Source organism: Thermus caldifontis, from assembly GCF_003336745.1.
Taxonomy (GTDB): Bacteria; Deinococcota; Deinococci; order Deinococcales; family Thermaceae; genus Thermus; species Thermus caldifontis.
The window spans coordinates 271,978-289,427 of the sequence record NZ_QGMX01000001.1 but is presented as its reverse complement, the minus strand read 5'-3'; the positions used below and the strand labels follow the sequence as shown (position 1 = coordinate 289,427).

Annotated in this window: 13 protein-coding genes and 1 pseudogene; 7 read left to right on the top strand and 7 right to left on the bottom strand. The window is 65.7% G+C overall.

All coding sequences use genetic code 11. The features are described 5' to 3' along the window. Positions 1-128: 128 nt before the first annotated feature. Both DK874_RS03335 and DK874_RS03330 read left to right on the top strand, forming a co-directional pair. The gene (locus DK874_RS03335) at positions 129-506 is read left to right on the top strand and encodes a CBS domain-containing protein (protein WP_114312617.1); all 378 of its coding nucleotides are present in this window, start codon (positions 129-131) and stop codon (positions 504-506) included. Between the two features lie 91 nt (positions 507-597). Continuing rightward, positions 598-1,587: a pectin acetylesterase-family hydrolase gene (locus DK874_RS03330; RefSeq protein WP_114312616.1), complete on the top strand. Its 990-nt coding sequence runs from the start codon at positions 598-600 to the stop codon at positions 1,585-1,587. Here the strand turns inward: DK874_RS03330 and DK874_RS03325 are convergent. Both DK874_RS03325 and recG read right to left on the bottom strand, forming a co-directional pair. Then, positions 1,571-2,317 carry a hypothetical protein gene (locus DK874_RS03325; protein ID WP_114312702.1) on the bottom strand — a complete coding sequence of 249 codons (747 nt, stop codon included), beginning with the start codon at positions 2,315-2,317 and terminating at the stop codon, positions 1,571-1,573. The two genes, DK874_RS03330 and DK874_RS03325, sit on opposite strands and share 17 nt — an antisense overlap. 50 nt (positions 2,318-2,367) lie before the next feature. Continuing rightward, positions 2,368-4,695, bottom strand: coding sequence for an ATP-dependent DNA helicase RecG (recG, locus tag DK874_RS03320; RefSeq protein WP_114312615.1), 2,328 nt, complete (start codon positions 4,693-4,695; stop codon positions 2,368-2,370). 15 nt (positions 4,696-4,710) lie between these two features. On the opposite strand from recG, the gene DK874_RS03315 reads away from it, so the two are divergent. The 5 genes and pseudogenes from DK874_RS03315 to malQ form a co-directional block, all read left to right on the top strand. Then, positions 4,711-5,925: a M16 family metallopeptidase gene (locus DK874_RS03315; RefSeq protein ID WP_114312701.1), complete on the top strand. Its 1,215-nt coding sequence runs from the start codon at positions 4,711-4,713 to the stop codon at positions 5,923-5,925. Next, the gene (locus DK874_RS03310) at positions 5,915-7,135 is read left to right on the top strand and encodes a M16 family metallopeptidase (protein WP_114312614.1); all 1,221 of its coding nucleotides are present in this window, start codon (positions 5,915-5,917) and stop codon (positions 7,133-7,135) included. Before DK874_RS03315 ends, DK874_RS03310 begins: the two co-directional genes overlap by 11 nt. Continuing rightward, positions 7,125-7,985 (top strand): DMT family transporter, encoded by an 861-nt coding sequence (locus DK874_RS03305; protein ID WP_114312613.1) that lies wholly within the window; start codon positions 7,125-7,127, stop codon positions 7,983-7,985. Before DK874_RS03310 ends, DK874_RS03305 begins: the two co-directional genes overlap by 11 nt. Positions 7,986-8,000: 15 nt before the next feature. Beyond that, positions 8,001-8,873, top strand: a complete 873-nt coding sequence (locus DK874_RS03300; protein ID WP_114312612.1) for a 3-hydroxybutyryl-CoA dehydrogenase — start codon at positions 8,001-8,003, stop codon at positions 8,871-8,873. A 133-nt stretch (positions 8,874-9,006) separates the two neighbouring features. Beyond that, a pseudogene (malQ, locus tag DK874_RS03295) lies at positions 9,007-10,518 on the top strand (4-alpha-glucanotransferase); the annotation flags it as partial. A gap of 152 nt (positions 10,519-10,670) precedes the next feature. Here malQ and sucD read toward each other — a convergent pair. The 5 genes from sucD to DK874_RS03270 all read right to left on the bottom strand — a co-directional run bounded on the left by sucD (position 10,671) and on the right by DK874_RS03270 (position 17,308). After that, the gene (gene sucD / locus DK874_RS03290) at positions 10,671-11,537 is read right to left on the bottom strand and encodes a succinate--CoA ligase subunit alpha (RefSeq protein WP_114312610.1); all 867 of its coding nucleotides are present in this window, start codon (positions 11,535-11,537) and stop codon (positions 10,671-10,673) included. Continuing rightward, positions 11,534-12,670: an ADP-forming succinate--CoA ligase subunit beta gene (sucC, locus tag DK874_RS03285; protein ID WP_162798702.1), complete on the bottom strand. Its 1,137-nt coding sequence runs from the start codon at positions 12,668-12,670 to the stop codon at positions 11,534-11,536. Before sucC ends, sucD begins: the two co-directional genes overlap by 4 nt. A gap of 60 nt (positions 12,671-12,730) precedes the next feature. Next, on the bottom strand, positions 12,731-13,744 hold the full coding sequence (locus DK874_RS03280) for a PIN/TRAM domain-containing protein (RefSeq protein ID WP_114312608.1): 1,014 nt from the start codon (positions 13,742-13,744) through the stop codon (positions 12,731-12,733). Further along, a complete protein-coding gene (radA, locus tag DK874_RS03275) occupies positions 13,741-15,018 on the bottom strand; it encodes a DNA repair protein RadA (RefSeq protein WP_114312607.1) in 1,278 nt (425 codons plus the stop codon). The genes DK874_RS03280 and radA overlap by 4 nt, the downstream gene beginning before the upstream one ends. 79 nt (positions 15,019-15,097) lie before the next feature. Continuing rightward, on the bottom strand, positions 15,098-17,308 hold the full coding sequence (locus tag DK874_RS03270; RefSeq protein ID WP_114312606.1) for an ATP-dependent Clp protease ATP-binding subunit: 2,211 nt from the start codon (positions 17,306-17,308) through the stop codon (positions 15,098-15,100). Between the last annotated feature and the right edge of the window lie 142 nt (positions 17,309-17,450).

Sequence of the window (17,450 nt, the reverse complement as noted above, 5' to 3'; positions counted from 1 at the left end):
TTATGGACGGGAGGGGGTAAATAAGGGGAAAGGGTCTTTTGTCTCTACCCACAAGATACCTAAGGGGATAGGCTGGAAAATGCCCGCAAACCCCCTTAACTCCTTTCCACCGGGCATGGAGGTGCGCCATGAAGAAGGCCAAGGACATCATGTCCACCGAGGTGGTCAAGATCCAGGGTTCGGCCACGGTAAAGGAGGCCATCAACCTCATGAAAGAAACCGGCCTTAGGGCCCTCATCGTGGACCGGCGCAACGAGGAGGACGCCTACGGCATCGTCACGGAAACCGACATCGTCTACAAGGTGATCGCCTACGGCAAGGATCCCGCCACGGTCCAGGTGCACGAGATCATGACCAAGCCGGTGATCACCGTAAACCCCGACCTGGGCGTGGAGTACGTGGCCCGGCTCTTCGCCAACACCGGGATCCGCCGGGCGCCGGTCATCCAGGGGGAGGTGATCGGCATCGTATCCGTGACGGATATCCTGCGCAAGGCGGTGTTCTGAGGCCAAAAGGGGAAAGGGGGCCCCCCTTAGGGGGGCTTCTTTTTCTTGACTTGGTCTAAGGGTTTGAGTAGGCTCCTAGTGGAGGTGCAGAATGCGGCGTTTGCTAGCCGTGCTTTTGCTGTTGGGTTTGGCCTTGGCCCAGGGCCTCGAGGCCCTCTGGAAGGCGGTGGAGGTGCCGGGAGGGGTCTGCTCCGATGGTTCCCCCTATCGGTTTTACGTGAGCCCGGGGGACCCCAAAAAGGTGGTCATCGACTTCCAGGGAGGCGGGGCCTGCTGGGACGCCGCCACCTGCGGCCCCCAAAGCCAGACCTACCGCAAGCGGGTGGATATTCAGGAGCTCCTTTTGGCCCAAGGCATATATAACCGCATCAGCGTGGCCAACCCCTTCTACGGTTGGACCCACGTCTTTGTGCCCTACTGCACCGGGGATCTCCATGTGGGCCGGGCCACGGTGGACTACGGGGGCTTTAAGGTGCACCACCAGGGGGCCAGGAACGCTCTGGCGGCCTTGGAGTACGTTTTCCGCAACCATACGGACCCGGAAAGGGTCTTCGTGACCGGTTGCTCCGCCGGGGCTTATGGGGCGGTTTTCTGGGCGGACAAGGTGCTTTCCACCTATAAGGACGCCCAGGTGGCGGTCTGCGGGGACGCTGGGGTAGGGGTGCGCACCCCGGGCTTTCCTGGCTTTACAATCTGGAACCCGCGCCTGCCCGATCTTCCTGGCCTTTCCCAAAACCCGGAGGTGGCGGAGATCTACCTGGCCCTGGCGAAGGCCTTCCCCAAGGCCCGCATCGCCCAGTACACCACCCTCTTGGACGGCACCCAGATCTTCTTCTACGGCCTCATGAAAGGGGAGAGGAGCCCTTCCGAGGCCACGGCCCGGGAGTGGGCCGAAGGGGCCATGAGGGCGATCCTGGCCCCGGCCCAGGCGGAAAACTACACCTTCTTTCTAGCCCCGGGGGGCCAGCACTGCATTCTGCCCAGGCCCGAGCTGTACACCCTGAAGGTGGGGGAGGTGTCCTTCCTGGATTGGCTTAGGGCCTTGGCGGAGGGTAAGGGGGCCCCTAGGGTGCGCCCTTAAGGCCGAAGGCGGCGAACCAGGCCTTGAGCTCTGGGTCAAGCTCCAAAAGGAGCCGGTGCCCCTTCTTCCGGTCCAAGGGGGCGGCCTCGAGGCAGGCCTTTAAGAGGCTGTCCCCCTTCGTTTCCAGAAGCTCCTGGGCCTTGAGGGTGAACTGGGCCTGGAACCATAGGGCGCTTTTTAGGTCTCCCCGCCTCCTCTCGTAGGCGGAGAGGCTTCGCCTTTCCGGCTCGAGGCGGCTCAGGTAGCGGCAGAAGGCCAAAAGGGATGCCGCCAGGTCGGGCCTGGCCCCAGTTAGGCCCAGGAGGAAAAGGTGGTTGGCCAAGAACTCGTCCAGCCACCTGGCCCCCGTCCTCAGGCGCCAGGCCGCCTGGAGGGCGTGGGCGTACTCGTGGCCCAGGTTCAGATCCAAGAAGGCGGGGATTTCCATGGGAGGGGGCCCCAGGGGAAGCAGGGTTTCGCGGAAGCGGTGGAGGAGCCTTTCGGGGTAGGTGAGGGGCGCAAAGAGGGAAAGCCTTCCCCCCTCGCTTCGCTGAAAGGCCAGGCCGTAAGGGTAGGGGACTAGGGCCCGCCAGTCCCCCTCGGAAAGGACGTAAAGGGTCACGGGGGGTACCGGGGCGTAGGGGGTATAGGCCTCCCGTAGCTCCAGAAGGTAGCCGCGGAGGCTTTCGGCCCTCAGCACCCCTCCCTCGGAGGCGAAGACGGGGATATGGGGATGGGGCAGGGCCTTCATCCCCATCCCCTTCACCCCCTTGCCAGGATTTCCCCAGGCCCCCACATCCCCTAGATGACCTCCCGGAAGCCAATGCGCTCCGCTTGGGCCCGGAGCTCCTCCTTAAGGGTCTGGTGCTGGGGCAAGGAGAGGTCGGGGTCCATTTCCAGGATGCGCTTAGCCAGGGCCCGGGCCTTTTCGATAACCTCCGTGTCCTCGGCCAGGTCCCCCAGCTTCAGCTCCGGGTACCCCGACTGCCGGGTGCCCCTGAGCTCCCCTGGTCCCCTTAGCTTCAGGTCCATCTCCGCAATGTAGAAGCCGTCATTGGACTCCTCGAGGACCTTTAGGCGCCTGAGGGTTTTCTGGCTGGCCTCCCCTGCGATCAGGATGGCGTAGCCCTCCAGCCCCCCCCGCCCCACCCGGCCCCTCAGCTGGTGGAGCTGGGCCAGGCCGAAGCGCTCGGCGTTTTCCACGATGATGAGGCTGGCCCTGGGGATGTCCACCCCCACCTCCACCACGGTGGTGGATACCAGGAGGTCAAAGGCCCCCTGGCGGAAGGCCTCCATGACGCTATCCTTTTCCCGGGCGGGCATCTTTCCGTGAAGGAGGGCCATGCGCACCCCGGGGAGAAGGCCTTTCAGCTCCTCGTAGAGAGCGGTGGCCGCCTTCAGGTCCAGCTCTTCCGACTCCTCAATGGCCGGGGCCACCACGAAGACCTGGTGCCCCTTTCGCACCTCCTCCCGGGCGAAGGCGTAGGCCTGCAGGCGAAGCCGGTGGGGGAGGACCTTGGTCTTCACCGGCTTACGCCCGGGGGGCATCTCGTCCAGGAGGCTGACCTCGAGGTCCCCATAGAGGGTTAGGGCCAGGGAACGGGGGATGGGGGTGGCGGACATCACCAGGACATCGGGAGGAACCTGGGCCATCTTGAGGAGGGCCCGCCGCTGCAAGACGCCAAAGCGGTGCTCCTCGTCCACCACCGCAAGCCCCAGGTCCTTAAACCCCACCCCCTCCTGGATGAGGGCGTGGGTGCCCACCGCCATCTGGGCTTCCCCGGAAAGAAGCCTCTGGATGGCCCCTTCCTTCTCCTTGGGGGTCATGGACCCCAAAAGGAGCTCCACCCGCACCCCCAGGGGGAAAAGGTACTGGGTCAGGTTCCCGTAGTGCTGCTTGGCCAGGATCTCCGTGGGGGCCATGAGGGCCCCCTGGGCCCCGTTCATGGCCGCCAGAAAGAGGGCATAGGCGGCCACCACCGTCTTACCCGAGCCCACATCCCCCTGAAGGAGGCGGGCCATCTGCCGGGGGCTTTGCATGTCCCGGGCGATCTCCCCCATAACCCGTTCCTGGGCCCGGGTGAGGGGAAAGGGCAGGGCCCCTTTGAAGGTTTCCGTCCAGGCCTCCTCCACCCGGAAGCTCCGGCCTAGGACCAGCCCCCCGGCGTCCAGAAGGGCCTTAAGCTCCAAGAGGAGGTACTCGTCAAACTTGAGGCGAAGGAGAGCCTTTTTCAAGGCCTCCTCATCCTCGGGGAAGTGGATCTGGCGAAGGGCCTCAGCGTAGGGAAGAAGACGGTGCTCCTCCCGGTAGGCTTCCAGGGGGTCGGGGAGGGGTAGGGCCATCTCCAGGGCCCGGTGGACGGTGCGGCGCAGGAAAGCCTGCCCGATCCCCTCCTTGGCGGGGTAGATGGGCACGATCCTCCCCGTGGAGAGGGACTCGGTGCCCTCGTTCTCAAAGTGCTCCACGTAAAGCTGTACCCCGTTGCGCTGCTGCACCCGGCCCGTGACGATCAGGGTTTCCCCCTCCTGGATCTGGGAGAGAACCCAGGTTTGGTTGAACCAGACCAGGGTGAGGCGGAAGCCCCAGGCATCCTGGGCCCGCACCTGCACCAGCTGCATCCCCTTCTTGGGGGTTTTCACCAGCTCCTTGGCCAGGACCCTCACGGCGAGGGTAGCCTTCTGGCCGTCCTCCAGGAAGCGCACCCCGGGAAGGGTCCTGCGGTCCTCGTAGCGGCGGGGGTAGTAGTGGAGGATATCCCGCACCGTGTGCAAGGAGAGCTCGGCCAGCCTCTTGCGGCTTTGGGGTGGGACCAGGAGGTGGGCGGGGTCCTGGGGGGTGAGGCGGGGGGGCTGGGGCCGGGCGGGGGTTTCCCCCCTGCTTGCGGCCAGCGATTCTTGGCCGTTCTCCAGGAAGCGGATGGCCTCCTCCAGGACCGCCTTGCGCTCCTCCGGGGTTTTGGCACCGTACCCCAGGAAAAGCCTCTGCAGGTGGGGAAAGGGCTTGGCCAGGTTCTGGATGAGGGTTTCCAGGCCCCCCACCACCACCTGGTCCCGGGCCCCGTCCTTGAGCTCCCTTAGGAGGGGCCTGAGGAGCCTTTGGCGAAGTTCCCCTTCCCTCACGCCCTCCATGATACCCTTAGGCCTGTGAGCCGCGTGGAGCGACTGCCGAATGGGCTTCTTTTGGCCCTCGAGGAGCGGGACTACCCCGGGGTGGCCTTCGGGCTTCTGGTGCCCGCCGGGGCGGTGAACGAGCCCGAGGGGCTTCTGGGTGCCAGCACCCTGCTGGAGGGGTGGCTTTGGAAGGGGGCTGGGGAACTGGACGCTTGGGGGCTGGCCCAGGCCCTGGATGCCCTGGGCGTGAGGCGGCAAAGCGGGGCAGGGCTGGAGTACACCCTCTTCTCCGCCGCCTTCTTGCCGGAGGCGTTGGAGGAGGTCTTCCGGCTCTATGCCCTCCTCCTCCTTAGGCCCAGGCTTCCCGAGGAGGGCTTTGAGGCGGTGAGAAGCGTGGCCTTGCAGGCCCTTCTTTCCCAGGAGGACCAGCCTGCCCGGAAGCTCTTCTCCGAGCTCCGAAAAAGGGTCTTCCTCTCCCCCCATGGAAGGGACCCTTTGGGGGAGGAGGAGAGCCTGAAGAGGGCCACACCCAAGGCGGTGCGGGAGGATTTTGCCATGCGCTACACCCCGAAAGGGGCCATCTTGGCGGTGGCGGGAGGGGTTTCCTGGGAAAGGCTTCTGGGGGCCCTGGAGCCCCTTATGGCCTGGGAGGGGGAGGAGGCTTTTTACCCCGAGCCCAGGCTTTCCCAGCCCCAGCGCTTTGTCCATAAGCGCCCCACCGCCCAGGTGCAGATCGGCCTGGCCTACCCCGACGTGGGCCCGGAAGATCCCCAGTTTTATGCGGCCCGGCTGGCTTTGGAGGTGCTCTCGGGGGGCATGAGCAGCCGCCTCTTCACCGAGGTGCGGGAGAAAAGGGGCTTGGTCTATGCGGTGAGCGCCTTCCCTGCCGGGGTCAAGGGCCAGGGCCTCCTCATGGCCTATGGGGGCACCACCAAGGAAAGGGCCCAGGAGACCCTAAGGGTCATGCTGGCGGAGATGGAGCGCCTGGCGGAAGGGGTCACGGAGGAGGAGCTTTCCCGGGCCAAGGTGGGGCTTAAGACCGCCTTGGTGATGGCGGATGAGTCCATCCGAAGCCGGGCCGCCTCCATGGTGCGGGACCTCTTCATGCTGGGGCGGGTCCGGCCCCTTTCCGAGATCGAGGAGGCCATAGAACGCACGGGCCTTCCGGCGGTGAACGCCTTCTTGCGGGAGCACCCCTACCGCAACCCCTGGGTGGGGCTTCTGGGTGAGGTGGACGATGTTTCGTGAGGCTGAACTGAACAATGGCCTGAGGGTTATCGCTGAGGTGCTTCCGGAGGCGCGGAGCGTGGCCTTGGGCTACTTCGTGCGGACGGGGGCTCGGGACGAGGCCCCCGAGGAGAGCGGGGTGAGCCATTTCCTGGAGCACATGGTCTTCAAGGGCCCGGAAGGGATGAGCGCCTGGGAGGTGAACCTGGCCTTTGACCGCCTGGGTGCCCAGTACAACGCCTTCACCTCCGAGGAGGCCACGGTCTACTACGGAGCGGTTTTGCCCGAGTTCGCCTTGCCCCTGCTGGGGCTTTTCTCCCGGCTCATGCGCCCTGCCTTGCGCCAGGAGGACTTTGACACCGAGAAGAAGGTGATCCTGGAGGAGATCGCCCGCTACCAGGACCGCCCGGGCTTCATGGCCTACGACTGGGCCCGGGCCCGCTTCTTCCAGGGACACCCTCTGGGGAATAGCGTCCTGGGCACGGTGGAGAGCATCACCGCCCTCACGCGGGAGGCCATGGCCGCCTACCACAGGAGGCGTTACCTGCCGGGGAACATGGTTTTGGCTGCCACGGGAAAGGTGGACTTTGAGGCCCTGGTGGCCGAGGCGGAACGGCTTACGGCGGATTGGCCTTTAGGGGAGGCGGGAAGAACCTACCCACCCCTAAGCCCCGCCCATGGGGTAGAGGAGCACCCCTACGAGAAGGCCCGGGCCCTCTATCTGGTGGGCCTTTTCCCCGGGGTTGGCTACCAGGAGGAGGAGCGTTTTGCCGCCCAGGTGCTGGCCCACCTCCTGGGTGAGGAGGGCTCGGGGCGGCTCCACTTCGCCCTGGTGGATACGGGCCTCGCCGAGGCGGCGTCCTTTGGTCACGAGGAGGCGGATAGGGCCGGCTTCTTCCACGCCTACGTCCAGGCGGACCCGGGAAACAAGGAAGCGGTGTTGGCCGTCCTTAAGGAGGAGCTTGACCGGATCGCCCTCGAGGGCGTGGGGGAGGAGGAGGTGGAAAAGGCCAAAACCCCCTTGGCCACAGGCCTGGTCTTCGCCGGGGAAACCCCCATGGGGAGGCTTTTCCACCTGGGGATGGAGTACCTGTACACGGGCCGGTACCTTTCCCTGGCCCAGGTGAAGGAAAGGGTGCTCCAGGTGGGGGCCAGGGAGGTAAACGCCCTTCTGGAAAGGGGCCTTTTGCAAAGGGGCCTCTACTACCTGGTGCTACCCCATGGAGCCTAAGGCCCTAGGGGCGGCCCTCCTCACCATCCTCTTCTGGGCCAGCGCCTTTGCCGGCATCCGGGCGGGGCTCCAGGGCCTAAGCCCTGGCCACCTGGTCCTCCTGCGTTTTCTGGTGGCCAGCGCCCTGCTTCTCCTTTATGCCCGCCTTCACGGTCTTCGCCCACCCAGGAAGGAGGACCTTCCCCGCCTTTTTCTCCTGGGGTTTTTGGGCATCACCGTATACCACACCGCCTTGGCCTACGGGGAGCTCACGGTGAGCGCAGGGGCCGCAAGCCTCCTCATCGCCACGGGGCCGGTGTTTACCGCACTCCTCTCCTTCTTCTTCCTGGGGGAGCGGCTTAGGCCCGTAGGGATTCTGGGGTTTGCCCTGGCCTTTCTGGGTTCCTTGTTGATCGCCTTCGGGGAGGGAGGCGGGGTGTCCTTGAGCCCGGGGGCTTTCTTGATCCTGCTTTCCGCCCTTGCCACCTCCTTGTACTTCGTTTGGCAAAAGCCCCTTTTTGCCCGTTACGGCAGCCGGGAGATGACGGTTTACACCATGGTTTTGGGCACGCTTCCCCTTCTCGTCTTTCTGCCTGGCCTGGGGGAGGCCCTGCTCAGGGCGCCCCGCCCTGCCCTTTACAGCGCCCTGTACTTGGGCGTGTTTCCCGGGGCCCTGGCCTACCTCACCTGGACCTATGCCCTTTCCCGCACCCCGGCCTCCCGCCTTTCCAGCTTTCTTTACCTGTCCCCGGTCCTGGCCATCCTCATCGCCTACCTTTGGCTTAAGGAGGTGCCTTCCCCCTTATCCCTCCTGGGCGGGGCCTTGGCCCTGGTGGGCGTCCTTTTGGTGAACCTCAGGGGCGTAAAATAGCCCGAGAGGTGCGGTATGGAGGTGAAAAGGATCGGTGTGGTGGGCGCAGGGCAGATGGGAAGCGGCATCGCCCAGGTGGCGGCCCAGGCGGGGTTTGAGGTGGTGCTGGTGGACGTGGCGGAGGGCTTCCTGGAAAGGGGCCTGAAGGCCATCCAGCGGTCCCTAAGCAAGTTTTTGGAGAAGGGACGGATCGCTCCGGAGGACCTCGAGGCCACCTTGGGGCGGATCCGCACCACCGTGGTCCTGGGCGACCTGGCGGAGGCCGACCTGGTGGTGGAGGCCATCGTGGAGGACGAAGGGGAAAAGCGCCGCCTCTTTGAGCGCCTGGGAAGCCTGGTGAAGCCCGAGGCCATTCTGGCCAGCAACACCTCCTCCATCCCCATCACCGCCCTGGCCCGCTACTCGGGCAGGCCCGAGCGCTTCATCGGCATGCACTTCTTCAACCCCGTGCCCCTCATGCAGTTGGTGGAGGTGATCCGGGGGGAGCTTACCGCGGAGGAAACCCGGGATGTGGTGATGGCGGTGGCCAAAAGGATGGGGAAGACCCCCCTCGAGGTCCAAGACTACCCCGGCTTCGTCTCCAACCGCCTCCTCATGCCCATGATCAACGAGGCCATCGAGGCCCTAAGGGAAGGGGTGGCCACCAAGGAGGCCATCGACGGGGTCATGCGCCTGGGGATGAACCACCCCATGGGGCCTTTGGAGCTTGCGGACCTCATCGGCCTGGACACCTGTTTGGCCATCATGGAGGTTCTGCACCGGGGCTTTGGTGACGATAAGTACCGGCCCTCCCCCCTCCTTCGCCGCATGGTGCAGGCGGGGCTTTTGGGCCGCAAAACGGGAAGGGGGTTTTACCGCTACGACGAGAAGGGGACCAAGGTGGGCTGAGCAAGCGGATGGGTCATGGCTTCCCGGGACAGGAACCGCCCCCCAGGGGGGTCTTGATCTCTCTCCAAGGAAACGGGGCCGGTGAGGGGTAGGGCCAGCCGTACGCCTTGGAAAGGTTTCCCCTAGGGAATACACTGGGCCCATGGAGCTTCCGCGTGCGTATGGCTTGCTTTTGCACCCCACGAGCCTCCCCGGACCTTACGGCATCGGGGTTTTAGGGGAGGAGGCCCGGGGCTTTCTTCGCTTTCTCAAGGATTTTGGCGGGCGGTACTGGCAGGTTTTGCCCCTGGGTCCCACGGGCTATGGGGACTCCCCCTACCAGGCCTTTAGCGCCTTTGCCGGGAACCCCTACCTCATTGACCTCCGCCCCTTGGCGGAGGCGGGGTATGGGCGTTGGCAAGACCCGGGCTTTCCCCAAGGCCGGGTGGACTACGGCGGGCTTTACGCCTGGAAGTGGCCGGTGCTCCGGGCGGCCTTCCAGGGTTTTCAGGAGCGGGCTCCCCAAGGGGAACGGGAGGCTTTCCAGGAGTTTTGGGAGAGGGAGGCCTTTTGGCTTCGGGACTACGCCCTCTTCATGGCCCTTAAGGAGGCCCATGGGGGGCTTCCCTGGAACCGCTGGCCCATGCCCCTTCGCCTGAGGGAGGATAAGGCGCTAAAGGAAGCCGAGGGCAAACTTTCCCAGGTGGTGGCCTTTCACGCCTGGACCCAGTGGCTCTTCTTCCGGCAGTGGGGCGCCCTAAGGGAGGAGGCAGAGGCCCTGGGCTTAGCCTTCATCGGGGACATGCCCATCTTCGTGGCCGAGGACTCGGCGGAGGTCTGGGCCCATCCCGAGTGGTTCCATCTGGATGAGGAGGGAAGGCCCACGGTGGTGGCCGGGGTGCCCCCGGATTACTTTTCGGAAACGGGTCAGCGTTGGGGGAATCCCCTGTACCGCTGGGAGGTGCTGGAAAAGGAGGGGTTCTCCTTCTGGATAGCGCGCCTAAGGAAGGCCCTGGAGCTTTTCCACCTGGTGCGCATAGACCACTTCCGGGGGTTTGAAGCCTACTGGGAGATCCCTGCCTCCTGCCCCACGGCGGTGGAGGGCCGCTGGGTGAAGGCCCCGGGGGAGAAGCTTTTCCAGAAGATTGGGGAAACCTTTGGCCAGGTGCCCATCCTGGCGGAGGACCTGGGGGTTATCACCGAGGAGGTGGTGGCCTTAAGGGAGCGGTTTGGCCTGCCCGGGATGAAGGTCCTGCAGTTCGCCTTTGACGGGGGGATGGAAAACCCCTTTCTGCCCCACAACTACCCCCCTCACGGCCGGGTGGTGGTCTATACCGGTACCCACGACAACGACACCACCTTGGGCTGGTACCGCACCGCCACCCCCCACGAAAAGGCCTTCTTGGAGCGGTATCTGGCGGAGTGGGGGATCGGCTTCCATGGGGAGGAGGAGGTGCCCTGGGCCCTCATGCACCTGGGGATGAAGTCGGTGGCCAAGCTTGTCGTCTACCCGGTGCAGGATGTACTGGCCCTGGGAAGCGAGGCGAGGATGAACTACCCCGGGCGCCCTTCGGGCAACTGGGCCTGGCGGCTTCGCCCGGGGGAGCTGAGGCCGGAGCACGGGGAGCGGCTTCTTTGGATAGCTAAGGCCACGGATAGGGTGTAATATCCTTTCCTCCTGTTTCGTTCTCTAAGCCCCAGCGAGATGACGCCTACCGAAGGCCCTTTCCGGGGCCCCCACCCTGGCGCAAGCCAGGGTGGGGTGGTATAAAGGCAGCCCACCCTGGCCAAGCCAGGGTGGGGGACGGCCCAAGGCGTTTAGCCCAAGGCTTTTTTCACCAGCTCCACGATCTCGTCAATGGTGTCCGCCACGGGGATGCCCGCCTCGGCGAAGGCCTGCAGCTTGGACTCCGGGGTGCCCACGTTCCCCATGATGATGGCCCCCGCATGGCCCATGCGCTTGCCCTTGGGGGCGCTTCGGCCACCGATGAAGCCCACCACCGGCTTCTTCATGTTCTCCTTGATCCAGGCTGCCGCTTCCTCCTCGTCGGAGCCCCCGATCTCCCCAATGAGGACCACGGCCTCGGTCTCGGGGTCCTCGTTGAAGAGGGGGAGGAGGTCCTTGAAGGTGGTGCCGATCACCGGGTCGCCCCCAATGCCCACGGTGGTGGTGGTGCCCAATCCCGCCTGGGAGAGGGCGGCGGCGGCCTCGTAGGTGAGGGTGCCGGAGCGGCTTATGAGCCCCACCTTCCCCCGCTTAAACACGTGGCCCGGCATGATGCCGATCTTGCTCTCTTCGGCGCTGATGATCCCGGGGCAGTTGCCCCCGATGAGGCGGCTTCCCAAGGCCTTGATCTCCGCCACCGCCTTCACCATGTCCAGGGTGGGGATGCCCTCGGTGATGAGGACGATGAGGGGGATGCCGGCGTGGGCCGCCTCGAGGGCCGCGTCCGCCGCCGCCGGGGCCGGCACGAAGATGATGGAGGCGTCAATAGGGTGCTGGGCCACGGCCTCTTTAACCGTGTCGTAAACGGGAAGGCCTAAGACCTCGGTTCCTCCCTTCCCCGGGGTGACCCCGGCCACCACCCGGGTGCCGTAGTCCAACATCTGCTGGGTGTGAAACTGCCCCTCCCGGCCGGTGATCCCCTGGACCAGGACGCGGGTTTCGCGGTTAATCAGGATCACGCCGCACCTCCCACCATGGCCACGATGGCCTTGGCCGCTTCCATGGACGTGGGGTACATGTAGATGGGCTTGCCCTCCAGAAGCCTCTTGGCCTCCTCCTCGGCGGTCCCCGCCACCCGCATGACCACGGGTTTGTTGAGAAGCCCTTCCTCCAGGGCCCGGATCACCCCCTTGGCCACCTCATCCGCACGGGTGATGCCGCCAAAGATGTTGATGAACACCCCCTTGACATCGGGGTCTTTGAGGACCACCTTCAGGGCGTTATAGACCACCTCCGCCTTGGCCCCGCCCCCGATGTCCAGGAAGTTGGCGGGCCTGCCCCCCACCCGGTTCACCAGGTCCAGGGTGTACATCACCAGCCCGGCCCCGTTCCCGATGATGCCGATATTCCCTTGGAGCTTCACATAGGCGAAGCCGTAGTTGCTGGCCTCCACCTCCAGGGGATGCTCGGCCTCAATCTCCCGGAGCTGGGCCAAATCCGGGTGCCGGAAGAGGGCGTTGTCGTCCAGGACGATCTTGGCGTCGGCGGCCACCACCTGGCCGTCAGCGGTGACCACCAGGGGGTTGATCTCGGCGATGGAGGCATCCACCCCCTCGTAGGCCCGCCATAGGGCCACCAGGACCTGGGCCAGCTTGTTGAGGTTGCCCTGAAGGCCCGCCCTCTTCACCATCTCCCGGGCCTCAAAGGCCCGGAAGCCCTTATGGGGGTCAATCCAGAACTTGTGGATGGCCTCGGGGCGTTCCGCCGCCACCTCCTCAATGTCCACGCCCCCCTCCTTGGAGAGCATGAGGACCACCCGTTTTTGGGCGCGGTCCAGAATGAGGCCGGCGTAGTACTCCTTGGCGATGTCCACCGCTTCGGCCACCAGGACCTTCTTCACCGTGAGGCCCTTGATGTTCATCCCCAGGATGGCCTGGGCTTTCTCATAGGCTTCCTGCGGGGTGTCCGCCAGCTTTACCCCCCCGGCCTTGCCTCTGCCGCCCACGTGCACCTGGGCCTTGATCACCACCCGTTTGCCCAGCTCCTCGGCGATGCGCTTCGCCTCGTCCGGGGTGTAGGCCACCTTTCCCGGCGGCACCGGTACCCCATAGCGGGCCAGAATCTCCTTGGCTTGATACTCGTGCAGGTTCAAGCTCCACCTCCTTGGCCGGCCAAGGCCGTTAGGCATTATAAGCCCCCAGGCCTTGGGCCATTAGCTTTGGGCCTCGGCGGCCGGCTGGGCGAAGAAGAGGCGGCCCACCTGGGTCTGGATGGCCTGGGTGATGACCACTTCCACCTCCTGGCCCCGGTACCGGATCCCCCCGTCCACCACCACCATGGAGCCATCCTCCAGGTAGCCCACCCCCTGGTGGGGCTCCTTGCCCTCCTTGAGGATGAGGAGCCTCAGGGTATCCCCCACCTTGAGCTGGGGGCGGAGGGCCTGGGCCAGGGCCTGGACGGAAAGGGCCTTGACCCCGTAGATCCTGGCCATCTGGAGGAGGGCCAGGTCGTTGCTGACCAGGGCGGCTTTTAGGTCCCGGGCCAGGAAGAGGAGCTTTTCGTCCACGCTTTCCCCCTTGGGGGCTTCCTCCACAACCTCCAAGGGCATCAGCTCCTTGAGCCTTTCCAGGGTTTCCAGACCCCGCCTCCCCTTGGCCCGCTTCAGGGGGTCGGGGCTGTCGGCGAAGTGCTGGAGTTCCTTCAGCACAAAGTGGGGTACGTAAAGCGGGCCTTCCAGGAAACCCGTGGCCGCCACCTCCGCCACCCTTCCGTCCACCAGGACGCTGGTGTCCAGCACCTTGCCCCCTTGGGGGCGGTGGGGGGTTTGGGGAAGGCGCAGATAGTCCTTGTAGCCCAAGGCCAGATAGGCGAAAAGCCCCACCAGGAAAAGGGCTAAGAGGAGGCTATGGTAAGGGGAAAACCCGGGGATTTGCGAAAGGAGGCTGGTGAGGAGAACGGTAAAGAGGAGGCCCAGGTTGGCCCCTAGGGTCAGGGCCACGGGCACCTCCGGGGGAAGCTCCCGCAACCGTTGCAGGCGTTTTTGCAGGAGGGCCTCGAGGCGGGGTGCCAAAAGAACCCCGGTGAGGAAGCCCGCCAGGGTCAGGTAGAGGCGGTTGAGGGAAAGGAGGCCCGCCGAGCGGGGGAGAAACCCCAGCCCCTCCAGGCCCACCGCCAGCTGGTAGCCCAAAAGGGCGAAGAGCAGATAAAAAAGAAGTGGGGAACTCATCCCAAATACCGCTCCACCGCTTCCTTGAGGGCCTTGGTGTTGCCCGGGTGCAGGATGCGGGAAAACCCCGCCCGTTCCCCTTCCCTAAGCCGCCTTTCCAGTCCCATCACGCTCCGCACCTCGCCCAGAAGGCCCACCTCCCCCACCACCGCCAGGTCCGGGGGCAGGGCCTTGCCCACCACCGCAGAATACACCGCCAGCGCCACGGCCAGGTCCAGACCGGGGTCCAGCACCCTTAACCCCCCGGCCAGGTTCACGTAGATGTCTAAGGCCCCAAGGGGCAGGCCAAGCCGCCTTTCCAGAACCGCCAGCGCCATGTCCACCCGCCTTGGGTCCAACCCCTGGACCACACGCCTGGGGGCGGGGAAGGGGGTTTTGGCGGCCAGGGCCTGGACCTCGAGGGCCAAGGCCCTTTCCCCTGCCAGGGCCAGCGCCACGGCGCTTCCCGGAACCCCTAAAGGCCTTTCCAGGAGGAAGGCCTCGGAGGGGTTTGGCACCTCCTTAAGGCCCTCCTCCTCCATGCGGAAAACCCCCAGTTCCCCCACCGGACCGAAACGGTTCTTGGCGCTCCTTAGGACCCGGTAAACCCCAGCGGTTTCCAGGTAAAGGGTGGCGTCCACCGCATGCTCCATGCTCTTGGGCCCCGCCACCACCCCCTCCTTGGTCACGTGGCCCACCAAAACCGTGGTGATGCCTTCCTCCTTGGCCAGGCGCACGAAGGCATGGGTGGCCTCCCGCACCGCCACCAGGCTACCCGGACTTCCCCCGGCCTCAATGGTCTGGATGGAATCCACAAAGAGCACCTCGGGCGGCTCCCTCCCCAAAAGGGTTAGGAGGGGTTCCAGGCGGGTTTCCTTGAGGAGAAGCAGCTCCTTTACCCCCAGCCTTCTGGCCCTCAGCTTGATCTGGGCAGGGGATTCCTCCCCCGCCAGGTAGTACACCCGTTTCTCCAGGCGCTTGGCCAGTTCCAGGAGGAGGGTGCTCTTGCCCACCCCCGGTTCGCCCCCCAGGAGGACCACCTCCCCCGGCACGAACCCTCCCCCCAGGACCCGGTCCACCTCGGCAAGCCCTGAGGAAAAGCGGCTTTCCTCGGCCTCGTCCACCTGGGAAAGGGCCACCAGGCTGGGGGTTACCGGTTCGGCCCCCTGGCCTTTGGGGGAAGGGGAGGCGGTTACTTCGCGGAAGCTTTCCCAGGAACCGCAGGCCGGACACCGCCCCAAGGGCTTTGGGGTACGGTAACCGCATTCCACGCAGGTATAGGAGGTCTTGGCCATGGGCTTAGGCCTCGAGGAACCCAAGAAAAATCCGCCCCCTCGGAAGGAGGAGGCCGGGCCTAAGGGTTCCGGGGGGCATCTAGACCAAAAGCTCCTCGCCCTCCACCTCGTGGAAGGCCAGGTGGCCGTCCTCCACGTTCACGTAGAGGTGGCCGGTGGGCTTTTTGAGGAGGGCCAGGGAAAGGGGGTCCTCGATGCGTTCGCGGATGATGCTCCGGATGGCCCGGGCGCTTCCTGTCTTGGGGGCCTGTTCCACCACGAAGCGGGCCACCTCGGGGGCGAAGCGCACGGCGATGTCCCGGGACTGGAGCTCCTTCTGGATCTCCTCCAGCATCATCCGGGCCACCTGGACCAGCTCCTCCTCCGTGAGGGGACGGAAGCGGATCACCTCGTCCAGCCGGTCCAGGAACTCGGGGGTGAAGAGGGCCTTGAGGGGGGAGTCGGTGTCCACCTCCTTGCTGGTGAAGCCGATGGCCGGGCCCACGTTGTAGCCGGTGTTGGAGGTCATGATGAGGATCACCCGGCGGAAGTCCACGGTGCGCCCCATCCCGTCCGTGAGGCGGCCTTCGTCCAGCACCTGCAGGAAGGTGTTGTACACATCCGGGTGGGCCTTTTCAATCTCGTCCAGGAGGACCACGCTGAAGGGCTGGCGGCGCACCGCCTCCGTGAGCCGACCCCCCTGCTCGTAGCCCACGTAGCCGGGAGGGGCCCCGATCAGCTTGGAGATGGAATGGGGCTCCTGGAACTCGGACATGTCAAAGCGGATGAGGGCCCGCTCCGAACCGAAGAGCACCTCCGCCAGGGCCTTGGCCAGCTGGGTCTTGCCCACGCCGCTTTGCCCCACGAAGAGGAAGCTGGCCGCCACCCGGGTGCGGCCTCCCAGGCCCACCCGGGCCCGCCTCAAGGCGCTGGCCAGGGCGCGGATGGCCTCTTCCTGGCCCACCACCCGCTTCCTTAGCTCCTCCTCGAGGCGCATGAGCTTCTCGTCATCCTTGTCGTCCACGTAGATCCCACCCCAGGAGTCCACCACCGCCTCGATGTCCTCCCGGGTCACCATGGGGGTGCCGTCCTCCTCCTCGGCCACGGGCAGGCCCAAGGAGGCATTGAGCCGCACCCGGCTTGCCGCCTCGTCAATCAGGTCAATGGCCTTGTCGGGGAAGTTGCGCCCCGGGAGGGAGCGGATCCCGATCTTCACGGAAAGCTCCAGGACCTCGTCGGGGATGATGACCCCGTGGTGGGCCTCGTACCGGGGACGAAGGCCCTTGAGGATCTCCAGGGTTTCCTCCGGGGAGGGCTCCAGGACGATCACCGGCTGGAAGCGCCTCTCTAGGGCGGCGTCTTTCTCGATGTAGCGGTGGTACTCCCCGGTGGTGGTGGCCCCGATCACCTGGATCTCCCCGCGGGCCAGGGCGGGCTTCAGGATGTTGGCGGCGTCCAAGGTGCCCTCGGCTCCCCCGGCCCCGATCAGGGTGTGGAGCTCATCTATGAAGGCGATGACCTTGGCGTTTTTGAGCTCCTCGATGATCTGGCGCAGGCGCTCCTCAAACTCGCCCCGGTACTTGGTGCCCGCCACCACCCCCGCCAGGTCCAGGGCCACCACCCGGGCTCCCTTGAGGATGGGGGGCACCCGGCCCTCCACGATGGCCTGGGCCAGGCCCTCCACGATGGCGGTCTTGCCCACCCCCGGGTCCCCAATCAGCACGGGGTTATTCTTGGTGCGCCGGGCCAGGATCTGGATCACCCGGTTGATCTCCTCTTGCCGGCCGATCACGGGGTCCAGCTTGCCCTCCCTTGCCTCCTTGGTGAGGTCGCGGCCGTACTCGTCCAGGAAGGGCGTGTTCACCGGCTTTTCCCGCTCCCGGCCCTCCGCCATGGAGAGGATGCGCCAGCGGATGGCGTCCACGTCCTTGGCGAAGTGGGAGAGGATGCGGTAGGCGATCCCGTCGCCCTCTCGGATGATGCCCAGGAGGATGTGCTCGGTGCCGATCACCGAGGCCCCCATGTTGCGGGCCTCGGCGCTGGCCAGCTCCATGACCCGCCTAGCCCTGGGCGTAATGGCAGGGGGTTCCCCGGTGCGGCTCCCCTCGCCGCGGCCCACCAGTTCCTCCACCATGCGGCGCATGGCCTCGAGGCTCGCCCCGTACTCCTGGAGGATGCGGGCCGCCGTACCCCCCTCGCGCATCAGGCCCAGGAGGAGGTGCTCTGGGCCGATCATGGAGTGGCCTAAGCGGCTCCCCTCCTCCCTTGCGTAGTGGAAAACCAGCCTGGCGCGATCGTCGTACCTGTTCATGCTCCCCTCGTCACCTATTCTAGCGTAAGCCGGGCCTGGGCAGGGGTTTGCGCCCAGGCTCACCATGGCTTCCCGTGGTGCCCTGGCCCCTCCTTCCGGTAATATGCCCTGTAACCGGGGGCTTGGCCCCCCTTGGGGAGGA